Source organism: Bradyrhizobium sp. USDA 4474, assembly GCF_054057515.1.
Map to the genome: position 1 here is coordinate 1,312,747 of NZ_JBSRZJ010000002.1, position 19,390 is coordinate 1,332,136.

At 63.9% G+C, this 19,390-nt stretch carries 15 protein-coding genes and 2 pseudogenes; 14 read left to right on the forward strand and 3 right to left on the reverse strand.

Annotation, left to right across the window (positions count from 1 at the left end):
* The 8 genes and pseudogenes from ACVW16_RS07970 (at position 1) to ACVW16_RS08005 (ending at position 6,606) form a co-directional block, all read left to right on the forward strand.
* Entirely contained in the window at positions 1 to 927 is a 927-nt protein-coding gene (locus ACVW16_RS07970; protein ID WP_456735844.1) for an ABC transporter permease, read from the forward strand.
* A gap of 10 nt (positions 928 to 937) precedes the next feature.
* The gene (biuH, locus tag ACVW16_RS07975) at positions 938 to 1,621 is read left to right on the forward strand and encodes a biuret amidohydrolase (RefSeq protein WP_456704778.1); all 684 of its coding nucleotides are present in this window, start codon (positions 938 to 940) and stop codon (positions 1,619 to 1,621) included.
* Positions 1,618 to 3,150, forward strand: a complete 1,533-nt coding sequence (locus ACVW16_RS07980; protein WP_456735845.1) for an ABC transporter ATP-binding protein — start codon at positions 1,618 to 1,620, stop codon at positions 3,148 to 3,150. Before biuH ends, ACVW16_RS07980 begins: the two co-directional genes overlap by 4 nt.
* A 13-nt stretch (positions 3,151 to 3,163) precedes the next feature.
* Complete coding sequence (locus ACVW16_RS07985) at positions 3,164 to 3,643, forward strand: nucleoside deaminase (protein ID WP_456704780.1); 480 nt, start codon at positions 3,164 to 3,166, stop codon at positions 3,641 to 3,643.
* A 284-nt stretch (positions 3,644 to 3,927) separates the two neighbouring features.
* Positions 3,928 to 4,256 (forward strand): annotated as a pseudogene (locus ACVW16_RS07990) (REP-associated tyrosine transposase); the annotation flags it as partial.
* A 213-nt stretch (positions 4,257 to 4,469) separates the two neighbouring features.
* A complete protein-coding gene (locus ACVW16_RS07995) occupies positions 4,470 to 4,979 on the forward strand; it encodes an REP-associated tyrosine transposase (RefSeq protein WP_456735846.1) in 510 nt (169 codons plus the stop codon).
* 564 nt (positions 4,980 to 5,543) lie between these two features.
* Positions 5,544 to 5,873, forward strand: a pseudogene (locus tag ACVW16_RS08000) (REP-associated tyrosine transposase); the annotation flags it as partial.
* Between the two features lie 196 nt (positions 5,874 to 6,069).
* Positions 6,070 to 6,606, forward strand: a complete 537-nt coding sequence (locus ACVW16_RS08005; protein ID WP_456704782.1) for an REP-associated tyrosine transposase — start codon at positions 6,070 to 6,072, stop codon at positions 6,604 to 6,606.
* 348 nt (positions 6,607 to 6,954) lie between these two features.
* Here ACVW16_RS08005 and ACVW16_RS08010 read toward each other — a convergent pair whose 3' ends face one another.
* Entirely contained in the window at positions 6,955 to 8,061 is a 1,107-nt protein-coding gene (locus ACVW16_RS08010) for a hypothetical protein (protein ID WP_456704783.1), read from the reverse strand.
* Positions 8,062 to 8,630: 569 nt separating this feature from the next.
* Between ACVW16_RS08010 and ACVW16_RS08015 the strand changes: the two genes are divergently transcribed.
* From ACVW16_RS08015 to ACVW16_RS08030, 4 genes are all read left to right on the forward strand, one after another.
* On the forward strand, positions 8,631 to 10,202 hold the full coding sequence (locus tag ACVW16_RS08015; protein WP_456704784.1) for an ABC transporter ATP-binding protein: 1,572 nt from the start codon (positions 8,631 to 8,633) through the stop codon (positions 10,200 to 10,202).
* On the forward strand, positions 10,186 to 11,277 hold the full coding sequence (locus ACVW16_RS08020) for an ABC transporter permease (protein WP_456735847.1): 1,092 nt from the start codon (positions 10,186 to 10,188) through the stop codon (positions 11,275 to 11,277). Before ACVW16_RS08015 ends, ACVW16_RS08020 begins: the two co-directional genes overlap by 17 nt.
* A complete protein-coding gene (locus ACVW16_RS08025; protein WP_456704786.1) occupies positions 11,264 to 12,181 on the forward strand; it encodes an ABC transporter permease in 918 nt (305 codons plus the stop codon). The genes ACVW16_RS08020 and ACVW16_RS08025 overlap by 14 nt, the downstream gene beginning before the upstream one ends.
* 76 nt (positions 12,182 to 12,257) lie before the next feature.
* Entirely contained in the window at positions 12,258 to 13,334 is a 1,077-nt protein-coding gene (locus ACVW16_RS08030) for a BMP family ABC transporter substrate-binding protein (protein WP_456704787.1), read from the forward strand.
* Between the two features lie 108 nt (positions 13,335 to 13,442).
* Here ACVW16_RS08030 and ACVW16_RS08035 read toward each other — a convergent pair whose 3' ends face one another.
* Complete coding sequence (locus tag ACVW16_RS08035; protein ID WP_456738770.1) at positions 13,443 to 14,792, reverse strand: 8-oxoguanine deaminase; 1,350 nt, start codon at positions 14,790 to 14,792, stop codon at positions 13,443 to 13,445.
* A gap of 161 nt (positions 14,793 to 14,953) precedes the next feature.
* Between ACVW16_RS08035 and ACVW16_RS08040 the strand changes: the two genes are divergently transcribed.
* Together ACVW16_RS08040 and ACVW16_RS08045 are read left to right on the forward strand one after the other, a co-directional pair.
* The gene (locus ACVW16_RS08040; protein ID WP_456735848.1) at positions 14,954 to 15,781 is read left to right on the forward strand and encodes an FAD binding domain-containing protein; all 828 of its coding nucleotides are present in this window, start codon (positions 14,954 to 14,956) and stop codon (positions 15,779 to 15,781) included.
* Positions 15,778 to 18,516 carry a molybdopterin-dependent oxidoreductase gene (locus tag ACVW16_RS08045; RefSeq protein ID WP_456735849.1) on the forward strand — a complete coding sequence of 913 codons (2,739 nt, stop codon included), beginning with the start codon at positions 15,778 to 15,780 and terminating at the stop codon, positions 18,514 to 18,516. The genes ACVW16_RS08040 and ACVW16_RS08045 overlap by 4 nt, the downstream gene beginning before the upstream one ends.
* On the opposite strand, the gene uraD is transcribed toward ACVW16_RS08045, so the two are convergent.
* Positions 18,501 to 19,388, reverse strand: coding sequence for a 2-oxo-4-hydroxy-4-carboxy-5-ureidoimidazoline decarboxylase (uraD, locus tag ACVW16_RS08050; protein WP_456704790.1), 888 nt, complete (start codon positions 19,386 to 19,388; stop codon positions 18,501 to 18,503). The genes ACVW16_RS08045 and uraD overlap by 16 nt on opposite strands.
* Between the last annotated feature and the right edge of the window lie 2 nt (positions 19,389 to 19,390).

A 19,390-nucleotide genomic window follows, 5' to 3' on the forward strand; every position in this document is an offset into this window, starting at 1 on the left:
ATGGCAGATGGATCGATCGGACTCTGGACTGTCCCCCTCGCCGTGCTCGGCGGCGCCATTCGCGTTTCCACGCCCTTCCTGTTCGTCAGCCTCGGCGAATGCATCACCGAGCGCTCGGGCCGCATCAATCTTGGCCTGGAAGGCACGCTTGTGATGGGCGCGATGAGCGCCTATGGCATTTCCTATCTCACGGGATCGCCTTGGCTCGGCGTGCTCGCCGCCGGCATCACGGGTGCACTGCTGGGCGCGCTACATGCCGGCATCTGCTCGTTGCCGCGCGTCAACGACGTCGCCGTCGGCATCGCGTTGATGCTGTTCGGCACAGGCCTTGCGTTCTATCTCGGCAAGCCGCTGATAGAGCCCACCGCGCCACGCCTGCCCGCCATCGATTTCGGCTGGTGGAGCGACATCCCGCAAGTCCGCGCCGCCCTGCGCGTCAACGTCCTGTTCCTGATCGGTGTCGCGCTCGCACCCACCCTCTATTGGGCCTTCCGCATCACGCGCTGGGGCCTGCTGATCCGGACCGCCGGCGAAAGTTCGGATGCGGCGCGCGCGATGGGCCACTCCGTTCTCCTGATCCGCCTGCGTGCGACGATGGTCGGCGGCTTCCTTGCCGGCATCGGCGGCTCGTTCCTGTCGTTGTTCTATCCCGGCAGCTGGAACGAGGGCCTGTCATCGGGCCAAGGCATCACCGCCGTGGCGCTCGTGATCTTCGCCCGCTGGGATCCGCTGCTCTGCCTGTGGGCTTCGCTCGCCTTCGGTGGCGCCGCTGCACTCGGGCCGGCGCTGCAATCCGTCGGCGTGACTTCAGGCTATCACCTCTTCAACGCGGCTCCTTACGTCCTGACGCTGGCGATCATGATCATCACCTGCTCGCCGAAACGCACGCTGACCGGAGCCCCGGCCGAACTGTCGATCACCCGCTAGAGAGCCCATCATGCCCGAGCGCACCATCAAGTCCGAGCCTTATGCCTGGCCCTACAACGGCGATCTCCGCCCGCAGAACACCGCGCTCGTCATCATCGACATGCAGACGGACTTCTGCGGCATTGGCGGCTATGTCGACAAGATGGGCTATGATCTCTCGTTGACGCGGGCGCCGATCGAGCCGATCAAGAAGCTGCTCGCGGTCATGCGCGCCCAAGGCTTTCACATCATCCATACCCGCGAAGGTCATCGCCCGGATCTCTCTGATCTTCCCGCCAACAAGCGCTGGCGCTCCCGCCAGATCGGCGCCGGCATCGGCGATCCCGGCCCCTGCGGCCGCATCCTGGTGCGCGGCGAGCCCGGCTGGGACATCATCGAGGAGCTCGCGCCTCTGCCGGGCGAGCCCATCATCGACAAGCCCGGCAAGGGCTCGTTCTGCGCGACCGATCTCGAATTGATTCTGCGCGTGCGAGGCATCGAGAACATCGTTCTCACAGGCATCACCACCGACGTCTGCGTCCACACCACCATGCGCGAGGCCAACGATCGCGGCTTCGAATGCGTGCTGCTGCACGATTGTTGCGGCGCGACCGACAAGAGCAACCACGATCATGCACTCAAGATGATCAAGATGCAGGGCGGCGTGTTCGGCGCGGTCTCGACGTCGGACGCTTTCATCGGAGCGATTTCGTGATCATCGGCGAGCAGCCTCCGCCCTCGGGCGCCTTCGGTGTCGACGCCGTCGCCATGACCATGCGCTTCGGTGACTTCCTGGCGCTCGACAATGTCGAGCTGAAGGTACGACCAGGGTCGTTCCACGCGCTGCTCGGCGAGAACGGGGCCGGCAAATCGACGCTGGTTAAATGCATCATGGGCTACTATCACGCGACCAAGGGCGACATTCTCGTCGGCGGCCGCGAGCAGGCCATCACCAATCCGAAGGACGCCCACGCGCTTGGCCTCGGCATGGTCTACCAGCATTTCACGCTGGTGCCGGCCATGACCGTTGCCGAAAACCTCGTGCTGGCGCGCGACCACGTGCCGGCCGTGGTGAACTGGCCAAAGGAGATGAAGGAGCTCGAGGCTTTCCTGGCGCGCATGCCTTTCAAGGTGCCGCTCTCGGCAAAGGTCTCCGACATCTCCGCTGGCGAACGGCAGAAATGCGAGATCCTCAAGCAGCTCTATCTGAAGCGCCGCTTCCTGATCCTGGACGAGCCGACGTCGGTGCTGACTCCGGCCGAGGCCGACGAGGTGCTCGGCATGCTCCGAGACATGGTCGTCAAGGGGGAGCTGACCATCCTGATGATCACGCACAAGTTCCGCGAGGTCATGGCGTTCGCCGATGAGGTGACGATCCTGCGCCGCGGCAAGCTCGCCGGTGCCGGCAAGGTCTCCGAGCTCACGCCCGATGCGATGGCGCGCACCATGATCGGCGCCGAGGAGCTGACGGTCCAGCCGCCGCGGACCGGCGAAACGGGGACGGTCAGGCTGGCGCTGGAGAAGCTCCGCGCACTCGATGATGCCGGCGCGATTGCTGTGCATGACGTTACACTCACCGTGCGCGCCGGTGAGATCGTCGGCATCGCCGGCGTCTCCGGAAACGGCCAGCGCCAGCTCGTCGAGGTCTTGGGCGGCCAGCGCGAGGCGGAAGGCGGCGAAATCCGCGTCGCCGGCGATCCCTATCACGCCAGCCGCGAGGAGATGCGGCGTCACAAGATGTCGCTCTTGCCCGAAGAGCCGCTGAAGAACGCCTGCGTCGGCGGCATGAGCGTTGCCGACAACATCGCCTTCCGCGAGTTCGACCGCGCGCCCTTTGCCAGCGGCGGCTGGTGGCTCAACCGGGGCGCCTTTCGCGACGATGCCAGCAAGAAGATCGGCCAGTACAAGATCAAGACCCGCACGCCGGACACGCCGATCTCGGCACTTTCGGGCGGCAACGTCCAGCGCGCCGTGCTCGCACGCGAACTCGCTGGTGACGTCGAGGTCCTGATCGCGGCCAATCCCTGCTTCGGCCTCGACTTCGCAGCCGTGGCGCAGATCCACGCAGAAGTCATGGCCGCACGCAACCGCGGCGCCGCAGTCTTGCTCGTGAGCGAGGATCTCGACGAATTGCTCGAGCTGTCTGATCGACTGGTGGTGATGTTCCATGGTGAATTCGTGTATGAAGCCCGCACGAGCGAAGCCGATCTCACCGAGGTCGGCCGGCACATGGCGGGACACTGACCGCGGAGGCGCGATGGACGGCCTGAGCGACGAACACTTCCTGCGTCTGTCCTTCGCGGTCGCCCGGCGCTCCTCCAACCACGGCAACCATCCTTTCGGCTGCATCGTCGTCGATGCCGACGGCAAGGTGCTGGTCGAAGCCGAGAACGGCTACATGCCTGACCATGACGGCACCGCACATGCCGAGCGCCTCGCGGCGACCCAGGCCTGCCGCACGCTGAGCCGCGAGGTGCTGGCATCAGCCTCACTCTATTCCTCCGCCGAACCCTGCGCGATGTGTTCGGGCGCGATCTACTGGGCCGGCATCGGCCGCGTGGTCTACGGCCTCAGCGAGCACCGCCTGCGCGCCATCACCGGCGATCATCCGGAGAACCCGACGCTCGACCTGCCCTGCCGCGATGTCTTTGCCAGTGGCCAGCGGCCGACCGAGGTGGTGGGGCCGTTGCTCGAAGACGAGGCCGCAGCGCTGCACGACGGCGTGTGGGCGAAGTAGGTTCTCCAAAAAATCGAAAACAACCCCATGCACAGTAGAAGCGCGACCGCTCGCCGGCACGAGGCCGCTGCGGAATTTTTTCGTATTTTTCGAATATCGCTTGATGCGTCGGGCAAAACAGTGGCATGATGCCATCATTGCACATTTGAAAACGCGGCTAGCCAGTCGCCGAAGGCGATGCCCGTAGGATGGGTTGAGCCCTTGCGAAACCCATCGCACTTGTTTCGTGGTAACGTCGCGCCATGACCGCGTACCGTCGTAACTTCGTTCAGGGTGGATGCTGTGACGCCGATTTTGCCATGCGTTCGCGGTTGATCAAGTCCGCTTTCTCACGCCGCCTGCCGTCAAACGAACGGATATCCCAAAGCCGCTCGGCCAAGGGTGAACGCGGCATCTGGCAACGCAGATATTGGGAGCACACCATTCGCGACGAAAACGATTTCGAGCGGCACGTCGATTACGTTCACATCAACCCGTCAAGCATGGGCTCGTGGACCGGGTGCGCGACTGGGCCGCGTCGTCGTTTCATCGTCACGTGGAGCTGGGCAATTATCCGGCCGATTGGGCGGGCGATTTGTCGGATGATGACTGCGACTACGGAGAGCGGAGATAGAGTAGCGATGGGTTTCGCAAGGGCTCAACCCATCCTACGGGCTACGGGCTACGTCGTCGTTTCATCGTCACGTGGAGCTGGGCAATTATCCGGCCGACTGGGCGCGCGATTTGTCGGATGATGACTGCGACTACGGAGAGCGGAGATAGAGCCCGTAGGATGGGTTGAGCTCTTGCGAAACCCATCGCACCTGTTTCGTGGTAACGTCGCGCCATGACCGCGTACCGTCGTAACTTCGTTCAGGGTGGATGCTTCTTCTTCACCGTCAATCTGGCGGAGCGAAAGCTATCGTTGCTGACGGAACATGTCGAGTTGTTGCGCACGGCGTTTCGGGAGACGCACCGGCGTCATCCATTCACGATCGAGGCAATCGTGGTGTTGCCCGATCACCTTCACACCGTCTGGACGCTGCCCGAAGGTGACGCCGATTTCGCGACGCGCTGGCAGTTGATCAAGTCCGCTTTCTCACGCCGCGTACCGTCAAACGAACGGATATCCCAAAGCCGCTCGGCCAAGGGTGAACGCGGCATCTGGCAACGCAGATATTGGGAGCACACCATTCGCGACGAAAACGATTTCGTGCGGCACGTCGATTACGTTCACATCAACCCCGTCAAGCATGGGCTCGTCGACCGGGTGCGCGACTGGGCCCCGTCGTCGTTTCATCGTCACGTGGAGCTGGGCAATTATCCGGCCGATTGGGCGGGCGATTTTGTCGGATGATGACCGCGACTACGGAGAGCGGAGATAGAGTAGCGATGGGTTTCGCAAGGGCTCAACCCATCCTACGGGCTACGGGCTACGGGCTACTGAAATATCGTGTCTCACTCAAGGGGTGCAGTCCAGTGCAGTCCAGCACTGTCACTGCAATTCTTGTCTCCTGAGACCTCTATCGCGGAACATCATAGCCTTGTGGAAACCAGATCCCGCGAACCTCCGTGTTGCCGAGGTTTGGCTGAACATGGTTTCGCTCCAACGCTGACAATTCGACGTCTTCCACCAGTTGCACGATAGTTGGGGGTCCATTTGGCCCAAACACAAATTCTCTGAGTAGCTTAATAGCGTCATCATAATCGTGCGCCGTGACCCCGCAACCGAGATTTAGAGCCGTCGGCATGGGAAGTCTTTCGAACTTAAACCAGAATCTCCTGAGCTCTTTCATGGGAATACCTGTGGTTCGAAGCCCGTAGGATGGGTTGAGCCCTTGCGAAACCCATCGCACCTGTTTCGTGGTAACGTCGCGCCATCACCGCGTACCGCCGCAACTTCGTTCCGGGTGGATGCTGTGACGCCGATTTTGCCATGCGCTGGCAGTTGATCAAGTCCGCTTTCTCACGCCGCGTGCCGTCAAACGAACGGATATCCCAAAGCCGCTCGGCCAAGGGTGAACGCGGCATCTGGCAACGCAGATATTGGGAGCACACCATTCGCGACGAAAACGATTTCGTGCGGCACGTCGATTACGTTCACATCAACCCCGTCAAGCATGGGCTCGTCGACCGGGTGCGCGACTGGGCCCCGTCGTCGTTTCATCGTCACGTGGAGCTGGGCAATTATCCGGCCGATTGGGCAGGCGATTTGTCGGATGATGACTGCGACTACGGAGAGCGGAGATAGAGTAGCGATGGGTTTCGCACGGGCTCAACCCATCCTACGGGCTCCAACTCGCCCATATCAAATCAGACGTTGACCCTGACTCTCAACGTCCCGACTGGCGCGGTGGTAAAGTCCAATATCAGGGTGCAGTCCAGCCCGTAGGATGGGTTGAGCCCTTGCGAAACCCATCGCACCTGTTTCGTGGTAACGTCGCGCCATGACCGCGTACCGCCGCAACTTCGTTCAGGGTGGATGCTTCTTCTTCACCGTCAATCTGGCGGAGCGAAAGCTATCGTTGCTGACGGACCATGTCGAGTTGCTGCGTGCGGCGTTTCGGGAGACGCGCCGGCGTCATCCATTCACGATCGAGGCCATCGTGATCTTGCCTGATCACCTCCACACCGTCTGGACATTGCCCGAAGGCGACGCCGATTTTGCCATGCGTTGGCGGTTGATCAAGTCCGCTTTCTCACGCCGCCTGCCGTCAAACGAACGGATATCCCAAAGCCGCTCGGCCAAGGGTGAACGCGGCATCTGGCAACGCAGATATTGGGAGCACACCATTCGCGACGAAAACGATTTCGAGCGGCACGTCGATTACGTTCACGTCAACCCCGTCAAGCATGGGCTCGTCGACCGGGTGTGCGACTGGGCTGCGTCGTCGTTTCATCGTCACGTGGAGCTGGGCAATTATCCGGCCGATTGGGCGGGCGATTTGTCGGATGATGACTGCGACTACGGAGAGCGGAGATAGAGTAGCGATGGGTTTCGCAAGGGCTCAACCCATCCTACGGCTACGTTGCCCTCGGGCTATGCTGCCAAGCGCCGTATCGGCTCGATGAAGACAACCCCACACAAGCCGCGCAAGCTTCGCAGCGCGCGGTTGAAGTCGAGGCCGGTCGACACGAGCGCATGGAGTTTAGGTCGTCGCTGAACGACAGAACAGTACGGGGTGGGCAAAGGCGTTCCAGTACCGGCCACACCGTCTCGTGCAATGGGAGTAAAAGTGGTGGGCACGCCCCACCCGGCCGCGGCTCTCCCGAACACGAATGGCGCCACGCATCCCTGCGCGGCGCCACTCGATCCTGAAGTGTCGGCTCTATCAGAACTTCACGGTGACGCCACCGTAGACCGTGGACTCGGTGCAGCTGTTGGTGCTCTGGCCGGTCGCGGCGACGGTGCAGACACCAGCCATGGCGTTGTGGTCGAGGCCGAACTTGTTCTGCCAGTAGCGGTAGGCGACCCAGAGGTCGACGAAGTGCGAGTACTTGTCACCCCAGGCGGCCTTCGACGCGTCGAACGTCAGACGGATCGGCTCGCTGTTCAGCTCGGTCTTGGAGGCGGTTGAGAACCGGCCGATGCCCGAGAGCGCGGGAAGACCGTTCGAATCGCCCTTCGGGCCGTACCAGCCGGCGCGCCCGCTGATCGACCAGAACTGCATGTTCGGCGGCAGGAAGCCGAGGTCCATGTAGTAGTTGATTTCGACCGCCCAGGTCGGACGATAGCTGACATTGCCATCCGAATTACAGGTCACGCCGGCAACACCCGCACCGAACAATCCGCATTGCGTGAACGCGTTGTGATTCAGGAACTCCCAGTACACCAAGGGCGCGACGTCGATGTAGCCCTTGTACGGAAGGTCGAAGGCGAACTGCAGACCGGCCACGACGTCGCGCTTGGCGGGCGCCAGGAAGTTGTTCTCGGTATTGGCGTCCATCCCGACTTCAAACGAGACGTTGTGCAGTGGGCCCGCGGTGAAGGTCTTGGTGTTGAACAACTCATTCCAGCCAAAGGTCGAGCGGAACAGGCCGTAGATCTCGGTCGCGCCAGCGCAGTCGGCGGCGCCGCCGGTGATCGTCACGCCCGGTGCGGTGCAGGGCGAGGCGGGATCATTATGACCCGACTTGAACATCGAGATCGTGAAGAAGTTGGTGCCGTAGGCCCAGGCATCGAAATGGGTGAAGGAATAGACCTGTTTTGCGGTGGTGCCGTTGATGCTGCCATCCGGGCGGGTGCTCCACATGCCGGGGTCGGTGCCCTTCGGCATCCAGGAGAACGACACGCGGTCGTCGATCACCAGGAAGAACGGAAGGTCAGGCGCTTTCTTGGCGGCCTTGACCGGCAAATCCGCCGCGAGAGCCCAGCCACCGTTGGCCAGCGTAGCAAGTGACAGCACCGTTGCTGCCATTGCCTTGAAACGAAACGACATCCTGAATACCCCCAAGTTTGGACACGTAAAATCAACGTCCCTTGGGTGCGACACTTGCGCCGATGTCCCGGAGTGAGAAGCCTCAACTTTTTTCAAGGCATGCCGCATGTTTCGGCAATGAGTGACGATTCAGCGCGGGAATCTCAGGGTTCTTGCGTGTCGATGCCGCGCAGGATCGGCAACGCAATGCCAAACATTCCCGGTTGATTTCGTTTGCGTTTTATCCCGACCGAGCGACGCAAATGCCAATGCTGGCAACGGCTGTCGTGGAGAACCCGCCTTGCATACGCAAGCTGGCGCGATTTTGCTCAACATCACGTCAAGCCTGCCCAGTGGGTTCCGATTTGCTCTAAACCGTCACAAATTTGCAACAGGCCTCGCCTGCAGGCTACGCCGCAACGGTCGCCGGCCCATCACCAGGAAGGAATTTTGGTCCGACGACGACCGCGACTCGCGGCTACCGGCCGTGCCGAAGCGTTAAGCAAGGGATGACGCTTTTTCACACCTTACGCGGCGGTTTAAACTAGCCCACTATTGAGGCAATTCGTCCCATGCCAGCGTATCAGCGAATGTTAGATCCGACGCCTAACGGCCCGCATTCCGGCGAGTCCCCGTTGCTCACGACGGTCGGGCTCACCAAGCGGTATGGAGACTTCCTCGCCAACGATTCGATCGACATCGACGTCTGGCCGAACGAAATCCATGCGCTGCTGGGCGAGAACGGGGCCGGCAAATCGACGTTGGTGAAGGCGATCTATGGGCTGATCCAGCCCTCTGCCGGGGAGATCCGCTGGCGGGGCGAACGAATCGTGCTGTCCGGCCCCTCGGAGGCACGCAGCCGCGGCATCGGCATGGTGTTCCAGCACTTCTCGCTGTTCGACAATCTCACCGTCGCGGAGAATGTTGCGCTCGGCCTCGACGGCAGCGAATCCTTCAGGGACATGTCGGCGCGGCTTGAGCAGGTGTCGAAGACCTACGGCCTGCCGCTCGATCCCAAGCGCCAGGTCTGGCAACTGTCGATCGGCGAGCGCCAGCGTATCGAGATCGTCCGGGCGCTGATGCAGGACCCGAAATTCCTGATCCTGGACGAGCCCACCGCGGTACTGACGCCGCAGGAGGCCGACCAGCTCTTCGTCGTGCTGGAGCGCCTCAAGGCCGAAGGCCGCGCCATCCTCTACATCAGCCACAAGCTCGAAGAGGTGAAGCGGCTCTGCGACACCGCGACGATCCTGCGTGGCGGTAGGAAGATCCAGACCTGCAATCCCAAGCGCGAGACCGCCGCCTCGCTCGCTCGCATGATGGTCGGCGGCGAGATCAGGGAAGTGAAGGCGGCCGCCGGCCGTCAGACCACGATCCCGCGGCTGGTCGTCAACGACCTCTCGCTCCCGCCCGACCAGGCACACGGGGTTCGGCTCGAGCATATCTCGTTCGAGCTGAAGGGCGGCGAGATCCTCGGCATCGCCGGCGTCGCCGGTAACGGCCAGGATGAATTGTTCGCAGCACTGTCCGGTGAGCGGCTGTCGAACGATCCCGGCACGGTGGTGATCGAAGGGATCGCCGCCGGCCACCTCTCGATCACCAAGCGCCGCAAACTCGGTGCCGCCTTCGTGCCCGAAGAGCGGCTCGGCCACGGCACCGCGCCCCGCATGAAGCTGTCCGAGAACGCGCTGCTCACCGGCCACGCCGCCAGCGGCATGGTCCATCACGGCTTCATCGACACGGCAGCGACGCTGCAGACGGTGGACAAGGCGACCGAGACGTTTGACGTTCGCAAGGCCAAGCGCGATCCGGAAGCGGCATCCCTCTCCGGCGGTAATCTGCAAAAATTCATCGTCGGCCGCGAGATCCTGCGCAGTCCGGCCGTGCTGGTGGTCAGCCAGCCCACCTGGGGCGTCGATGCCGGTGCTGCCGCCGTCATCCGCCAGGCCCTGCTTGATCTCGCGACCGCAGGCGCCGCGGTGCTGGTGACCAGCCAGGATCTCGACGAGCTCGCCGAGATCGCCGACCGCATCGCCGTGATGTTCCACGGCCGGCTATCGGCTCCGCTCGCGGCAAGCGAAGCGACGCGCGAGAAGCTCGGCCTGCTCATGGGCGGCAGCAGCCTCGAGCCGAGGGAGGCCGCGCATGCACTTGGTGCTTGAGAAGCGCACTGAGCGCTCCAACACGATCGCGCTGGTCTCGCCGTTGATAGCGATCGGCCTGACGATCGTGACCATGACCATCCTGTTCGCGATCCTCGGCAAGAATCCGCTGCTGGCCTTGCAGGCCTATTTCGTCGCGCCCTTGACCGACGGCTATTCGCTCCAGGAGATCGCGGTGAAGGCGACGCCGCTGGTGATGATCGCGATCGGACTGTCGCTCTGCTATCTCGCGAACGCCTGGAACATCGGCGCGGAAGGCCAATTCCTGATCGGAGCGGTTGCCGGAAGCTGGATTGCGGTGAAGACTCAAGGCACCGACGCCGGCGCCTGGGTTCTACCTGTGATGCTCGTGCTCGCGGCTGCCGCAGGCGCGCTCTATGCGCTGATCCCGGCGGTCTGCAAGGTGAAGTTCGGCGCCAGCGAGATCCTGACCAGCCTGATGCTGGTCTATGTCGCCGACCTTCTGCTGGACTATCTCGTCCGCGGTCCCTGGCGCGACCCGAACGGCTTCAACTTCCCGACCACGGCCGATTTCGATCCGGTCGCAACGGTGCCGGTGCTGATCGAGGGAGGCCGACTGCACCTCGGCGCGATCATCGCGCTGCTGGTGGTCGCCGCGGCCGCGATCCTGCTCGGGCGCACCATCAAGGGCTTCGAGATACGCGTGGTGGGCGCCGCCCCGCGCGCCGCGCGGTTCGGCGGCTTCAATGCCAACCAGCTGGTCATCCTGACCTTCGCGGTATCGGGCGCGCTGGCCGGCCTTGCCGGCATCATCGAGGTCGCGGGCCCGGTCGGACATCTCCAGCCGGGCATCTCGCCGGGCTACGGTTTCACCGCGATCATCGTCGCCTTCCTCGGCCGGTTGAATCCGCTTGGAATATTAATTGCAGGCCTTTTTCTCGCACTGACCTTTATCGGCGGTGAGCAGGCGCAGATCGCAATGAAGATTCCGTTGGACGTCACCAAGGTATTCCAGGGCATTTTGCTGTTCTACGTGCTCGCCTGCGATTCCCTTATCCTCTACCGCTTCAAGCTCGTCTTCCCGAACCATCAGGTGGCCCGTGGAGCTGGTTGAAGCCATCATCCTGTCGGTGCTCGCCGCATCGACGCCGCTCCTGATCGCGGCAACCGGCGAGCTCGTGACCGAGCGCTCAGGCGTGCTCAACCTCGGCGTCGAGGGCATGATGATCGTCGGCGCCGCCTGCGGCTTTGGTGGCGCGTGGCTCACCGGATCAATTTTCATCGGCGCACTGTTCGGCATCGTCGCCGGAATACTGATGTCGCTGATCTTCGCGCTGATGGCGCTCGGGCTTGCCGTCAACCAGGTCGCGACCGGGCTCGCACTCACGATCTTCGGCGTCGGACTGTCCGGACTGATTGGCGCAGGCTTCGTCGGCGAACGCATCTCGCCGGCGGAGCATCTCAACATTCCCGGCCTCACCGAGATTCCGCTGATCGGCCATGTGCTGTTCGGCGAAGACGGCTTCGTCTATTTCTCCATCGCGCTCATCATCGGCGCCTGGTGGTTCCTGTATCGAACACGCGCGGGATTGATCCTTCGCGCCTGCGGCGACAACCACGTCTCCGCACATGCGCTCGGCTATCGCGTGCTGCGCATTCGCACCTTCGCCGTGATGTTCGGTGGCGCCTGCGCCGGGCTGGCTGGCGCTTATCTGCCGCTCGCCTACACACCGTTCTTCATTCCGGGCATGACCGCCGGCCGCGGCTGGATCGCGCTGGCACTGGTCGTGTTCGCGTCCTGGCGGCCGGGCCGCCTCGTGGTCGGCGCCTATCTGTTCGGCGCGGTGACGATCCTGCAACTGCATGCGCAAGGTTTTGGCGTCGGCATTCCCTCGCAATTCATGTCGGCGCTGCCGTACCTCGCGACCGTCATCGTGCTGGTCCTGCTCTCCCGTGCGCGCACCGGCGGCTCGACCGCCCCGGCCGCGCTCGGCACCGTGTTCGTGCCTGACCGCTGATTTCGTTTTCGCAGCGTGCGCGATGGGGCGCGCATGTTGCGGATTTTAGCTTTCCCCTGATGCTTGGAGATTGATGATGAGGAAATCACTTCTTGCGCTCGCTGCCGGCCTTCTGCTTGCCGGAAGCCTCAGCGCAGCGTCCGCCGCCGACAAGCTGAAAGTCGGATTCATTTACCTTGGCCCGATCGGCGACCTCGGCTGGACCTACCAGCATGAGCTGGCCCGCCAGGCGCTGGTGAAGGAGCTGGGCGACAAGATCGAGACCACCTATCTCGAAAACGTCCCCGAAGGTCCCGACGCCGAACGCGCCATCGAGCAGCTCGTCCGTGCCGGCAACAAGCTGATCTTCACAACCTCGTTCGGCTACATGGACCCGACACTGAAGGTCGCCAAGAAATACCCGAACGTGCATTTCGAGCACGCGACCGGCTACAAGCGCGACAAGAACATGTCGACGTATTCGTCGAAATGGTATCAGGGCCGCTACATTCAAGGCCTGATCGCGGCCAAGATGTCGAAATCGGGCGTGCTCGGCTATATCGGCTCATTCCCGATTCCGGAGGTCGTCTCCGGCATCAACGCGACGATGATCGCGGCGCAGACCATCAACCCGAACATCAAGGTCAAGATCATCTGGGCCAACACCTGGTTCGACCCGGGCAAGGAGGCCGACGCCGCCAAGGCGCTCATCGACCAGGGCGCCGACGTGATCATGCAGCACACGGATTCGCCGGCCGCCATGCAGATCGCCAGCGAGCGCGGCAAGCTCGCTTTCGGCCAGGACTCGGAGATGATCAAGTTCGGGCCCAAGACGCAGCTGACGTCGATCCTCGACACCTGGGGTCCCTATTATATCGAACGCGTCAAGGCCGAGCTCGACGGCACGTGGAAGTCCGAGGACACCTGGGGCGGCCTCGACAGCCACATGTTCGCGATGGCGCCCTATACCAACATGCCTGACGACGTGAAAAAGATCGCCGAGGATGCCCAGGCGGCCATCACTGCCGGCACTCTGCATCCGTTCAAGTGCCCGGTTGTTGGGCAAGATGGCAAGGAGATCGAGTGCAAGGGCGGCGCCAATCTCGCCGACGGCCAGATCCTCGGCATGAACTTCTACGTCAAGGGCATCGACGACAAGCTTCCGGGCAAGTAGCACGCTTCTTGCTTTCACCAGATGACCTGCTCCTCCCGGAGGAGGTTCGGAGGGGGTGGTCAGAAGCACCCGGCACTTGTGGTCGCCCCCTCCTACTATTTTCCTAGACTATCCCGCCTGCATCGAGCGCGCCGCGGCGCTATGCCGGCGGATCAGATCCGCGACGTCCAGTCCCGGAAGCGCGCCGTCGATCACGGCCCATTTCCCCGCCACCATCACCCGATCGGCGCGATGCGCCCCGCACAACACCAGTGCGGCCAGGGGATCGCCATGACCGGAGAAGCGCAGCTCGTCGAGCTTGAACAGCGCCAGGTCGGCCGCCTTGCCAATCGCGATCTCGCCGAGTTCCGGACGGCCGACGCAAGCCGCCGAGCCCTTGGTGGCCCAGCGCAGCGCATCCTTGTGGCTGACCTTGCTCACGCCGTAGCGGGCCCGCTGCAGCAGGAAGGCGGCGCGCACCTCCTGAATCAGGTTCGATCCGTCATTGGAGGCCGAGCCGTCGACACCGATGCCAATGCCGACGCCAGCCTCTTCCATCTCGCACACCGGGCAGCAGCCGGAGGCCAGCAGCTGATTGCTGCACGCGCAATGGCTGATGGTGGTCCTGGCTTTGCCGAGCCGCTTCATCTCCCCAGCGTTGAAAAAGATGCCGTGGGCAAGCCAGGTCCGCGCATTGAGCCAGCCGCATTGTTCGAGATAGTCGAGCGGGCGGCAGCCGTACATCTGCTGGCAGAATCTGGTCTCGTGCTCGGTCTCGGCCAGATGGGTGTGCAGCCGGACATCGAGCTTGTCGGCGAGAGCGGCGGTGGCGCGCATCAGCGACGTCGTCACCGAGAACGGCGAGCAAGGGGCGAGCGCAATCTGCACCATCGCATCCGGGCCGCGCTGGTGGTGCTTCGCCACCACGCGAGCACTGTCGAAGAGGATGGTGTCCTCGTCCTGCACGACGCTGTCAGGCGGCAGGCCGCCGTCGCGCTGCGACAGGTTCATCGAGCCGCGCGTCAGCAGCACCCGCATGCCAAGCCGCTTTGCGACGCCGACCTCGATATCGACGGACTCTTCGAGTCCCACCGGGAAGACATAGTGATGATCTGTCGTCGTGGTGCAGCCCGAGAGCAGCAGCTCCGACATCGCGACGGTCACGCCCAGCTCCAGCGATTCGGGCGTCAGCTTGGCCCACACCGGATAGAGCGCCTGAAGCCAGGGAAACAGCTCGCGGTCCATCGCCGCCGGCAGCGCCCGCGTCAGCGTCTGGTAAAAATGATGGTGGGTGTTGATGAGACCCGGCAGCACGACGTGTCCGCCCGCATCGAACACGGTGACGTCTGCGGCTGCAGGCGTGCCGCCTGTGGGCACGAGTTCAACGATACGGCCATCCCTCACGACGATCCCGCGCCCTGCACCATCGGCGAGGATCGCCAGGGGATCCCTGATCCAGATCGGCTTTGGGTCACTCATGCGCCTGCTTCTCCTGACATCCGCTGAGGCGCCTGCAACGCAGGGGCCAGCCCGAGAGCGCGATTACCGCGAGCTGTTGTGCCACTTCTTGTTGCCACTTGGCGCTGGTCTTGCAAGACTTTCCCTTCAGTCAAATCACCGGCGCAGGCATTATCGCGGCCATGGACTTGAATACCATCACAGCGGTCTCCCATCCGCAAACGCGCACCGAACTGCCCATTTGGACGCCGGGTGATGCCTGGCTCGCCGGCGGCACCTGGTTGTTCTCGGAACCGCAGACCCACCTCACGCGGCTCGTCGATCTCACCGATCTGAAATGGCCGGCGCTGGCGATCACGAGCAGCCACCTCAGCATCGCCGCCACCTGCACGATCTCGCAACTCGATGCGCTCGCTTGCCCGGCAGAGTGGCTCGCGGCCCCGCTGATCGGCCAATGCTGCCGCGCCTTTCTCGCCTCCTTCAAGATCTGGAAGACGGCGACGGTCGGCGGCAATCTCTGCATGTCGCTGCCAGCAGGGCCGATGATCTCGCTCACCACGGCGCTCGATGGCGTCTGCACCATCTGGAAGGCCAGCGGCGGCGAGCAGCGGATTCCGGTCGCCGAGTTCGTCACGGGCAATCAGCGCAATCGCCTGTCGGCGGGCGACCTGCTGCGACAAATCGAGGTTCCGATCGCAGCGCTGAAGCGCCGCTCCGCCTTTCGCCAGATCTCGCTGGCGCCGGCCGGCCGCTCCGCGGCCCTTCTGATCGGAAGCCTCGACAGCAAGGGCGCGCTGAAGCTGACCGTAACCGCGTCGACCGTCCGCCCGATCCAGATCTCGTTTCCTGGGTCGACCGATGCCAGCGCGCTTCGCGCCGCGATCTCCGCGGAGATCACCGACGATCTCTATCATACCGACATTCATGGCAAGCCGCTCTGGCGCAAGCACATGACGCTGCGGCTCGCCGAGGAGATCCGTGCCGAGCTCCTGGGATCAACGCCGCCATGAGCTTCGAGATCAACGGCACGACATTCCCGCAAGCGCCGCGCGCCGGCCAATGCCTGCGCACGTTTTTGCGCGAACTCGGCCATTTCGGGGTGAAGAAGGGCTGCGACGCCGGCGATTGCGGGGCCTGCACCGTGCTGATCGACGGCGAGCCCGTGCATAGCTGCCTGATCCCCGCGTTTCGTGCGGAGGGACGCGCCATCACCACGATCGAAGGTCTCGGTGGCGACGACGGTGCGCACCCGATGCAGCGGGCCTTCCTCGAGGCGCAGGGCTTCCAATGCGGCTTCTGCACCGCCGGCATGATCCTCACCTGTGCCGCGCTGAACCAGGCCCAGCGCACCGATCTCGGCGCCGCGCTGAAGGGCAACATCTGTCGCTGCACCGGCTATCGTTCGATCGAGGACGCGATCCAGGGCAAGACCAACATCGCGGAGCGCGTCGAAGCCGGCGACGCGTTCGGCCGCAGCCTGCCCGCGCCCGCGGGCCCCGAAATCGTCCGCGGCACTGCGCGCTATACGTTCGACACTGCGATCGGCGACCTTCTGCATATCAAGCTGCTGCGCTCGCCGCACGCGCACGCCAGGATCGTTTCGATCGACAGATCCGCGGCGATGGCTGTAGCAGGCGTGCACGCCATCCTGACGCATGAAGATGCGCCTGCGGTGCTGTTCTCGACGGCGCGGCACGAGAAGGACTGGATGGACCCCGAGGACACCCGCATCCTCGACGATGTCGTCCGCTTCGTCGGCCAGAAGGTCGCGGCTGTCGTCGCTGACAGCGAAGGCGCCGCCGAGGAGGCCTGCCGCCTGCTGAAGGTCGTCTACGAGATCTTGCCCGCGTTGATCGATCCGGAGCAGGCGATGATGCCGGGCGCGCCGCTCGTCCATCCTGACAGAACCAGCGCGAACCGCGTCGCCGACGCGCGGCGCAATCTCGTCGCGGAGATACATGGCGAGTTTGGCGACGTCGCTTCGGCGCTGTCTGCATCCGCCGTCACCTTCGATGCGACCTTCCACAGCCACCGCGTACAGCATGCGGCGCTGGAGACCCATGGCGGACTTGCCTGGCTCGACGACGCTGGCGTGCTCAACGTCCGCACCTCGACACAAGTCCCGTTCCTGACCCGGCGCGCGCTCTCGAACATCTTTGAGCTTCCCTTGGACAAGGTCCGCGTGTTCTGCGAGCGCGTCGGCGGTGGTTTTGGCGGCAAGCAGGAGATGTTCGTCGAGGATATCCTGGCGCTGGCGGCGCTGAAGACCCGGCGTCCCGTCAAGCTCGAGCTCACGCGCGAGGAGCAGTTCATCGCGACCTCGACGCGACATCCGATGCGGGTCCACATCCAGGCCGGCGCCAATGCCGACGGGAAGCTCACGGCATTGCAGCTCGACGTGCTCTCCAACACGGGCGCCTACGGCAATCACGGCCCCTCCGTGATGTTCCACGCGGTGGCCGAATCCATCGCCGTCTATAATTGCCCGAACAAGCGCGTCGACGGCTTCGCCGTCTACACCAACACGGTGCCCGCAGGCGCGTTTCGCGGCTATGGCCTGCCGCAAGCCCTGATCGCGGTCGAGGCCGCCATCGACGAACTGGCGAAGCAGCTCGGCATCAGCCCCTATGACATGCGCCGCCGCAATATCGTCAGGCCCGGCGATCCCATGCTGTCGCCACCGGCGTCCGACGATCACGATGTGCTCTATGGTTCCTACGGTCTCGACCAGTGCATCGACCTCGTCGAGCGCGCGATGCAGGCGGATACGCAGCAGCCCGAATTGTCGCCGGAATGGCTGACCGGCGATGGCATTGCGCTGAGCATGATCGACACCGTGCCGCCCGCCGGGCACATCGCCGATGCGACGGTCGCGCTCAACGACGACGGCGGCTTCGATCTCACCGTCGGCACCGCCGAGTTCGGCAACGGCACCAGCACCGTGCACCGGCAGATCGCTGCGACCGTGCTGGCGACCACCGTCGACAGGATCCGCCTGCGCCAGTCCGACACTGCCCATGGCGGCCACGACACCGGCGCTTACGGCAGCACCGGCACGTTCGTGGCCGGCAAGGCGACCCAGGCCGCGGCCATGCAGCTTGCGGAAGAGTTGAAGGCGGCGGCCGCCGGCGCGTGGCTCTGCGATGCCGCGAGCTGCACGCTCGAAGCCGAATTCGTCGTCAGCGGCGCGCGGCGAATGTCGTTTGCCGAGCTGGCGAAGATCGCGCGCGAGGCCGGTCGTCCGCTCGCGGCGCAGGGCAATTCCGCGGGATCGCCACGTTCCGTCGGCTTCAACGTGCATGGCTTTCGCGTCGCCGTGAACACCGGCACCGGCGAGCTCAGGATTCTCAAGAGCGTGCAGGCCGCCGATGCCGGCGTTGTTGCCAATCCCATGCAGTGTCGTGGTCAGGTCGAGGGCGGCGTTGCTCAAGCCCTCGGGGCGGCCCTCTATGAGGAGATGGTGGTCGACGCAGAAGGCCGCGTCGCCAATCCCAAATTCCGAGACTACCATCTGCCGTCCTTCGCGGACGTGCCGCGCACGGAAGTGTTGTTCGCCGAGACCTCGGACACGATCGGACCGTTGGGCGCCAAGTCGATGAGCGAGAGCCCGTATAACCCCGTCGCCGCCGCGCTCGGCAACGCGATCACGGATGCCACCGGCATCCGCTTCACCGCGCCGCCGTTCAAGCCGGATCGGCTGTTTCCGGCGCTGCACGACAAGTTCGGCGATCAGCTCCCGCGATAGGTCGAATAGCTCCACGGCGTGACCAGCAGCGGCACGTGGTAGTGTCCCTCGGGTTCGCTGATCGCGAACCGCAGCGGGATCTCGTCGAGGAAGGGCGGATCGGGGAGCTGCACGTTACGCTCGGCGTAGTACTTGGCGAGGCTGAAGCGGAGCTCATAGCGGCCGATCGGCAGCGGACGCCCGCCGATCAGGGGCTGGTCGGTGCGGCCATCCGCGTTGGTGACCGCGCGCGCGATGACGCGGCTCTCGCCGAGCGCGGCGAGCTCGACCAACTCGACGGCAATCCCGAGCGCGGGCTTGCCGGCGTGATTGTCCAGCACATGGGTCGAGAGCCGGCCGTGCACTTTCAAGTGGTCGTCGGCGATGACGAGCTGATCGAGCCGCAGCGCCGAGATGCGGCCGATCTCCTCGATCGCGCGACGCATCTCGGTCTTGGCAATATTGCGCAAGCGCGTCTCGAAATCGCGCAGAATGGAATCCTTGGTGTGACGCCGCACGCAAACGATATAGGGGATGCCGAACTTGTCGCGGTAGGCATTATTGACGCGCTCGAACGCCGAATATTCGGCCTCCGACAGGCGATCGAGGCCCGCGCTGTTCTGCTCGTCGGTCGATTCCGCCGTCAGGCCCGCTGCGCGCTGCGTCTTGTTGGCGAGATCGGGATGCGCCCGGATCAGGTCCAGCTGCACGTCAGGTTCGGCAGCCTGGATCGCCGCCATCAGCGCGGCATGCAGCTGGTTGATACCGGCAAACGGCCGCTGCGCCGCGAGCTGCTCCGCAATCCAAGGCGAATATTCGACGACATTGGCGAGGGCGGCGACGAAATCCGCCCGACTTGCGGCGTTCAGCTCGGCGAGCCGGATCTGCGACATCT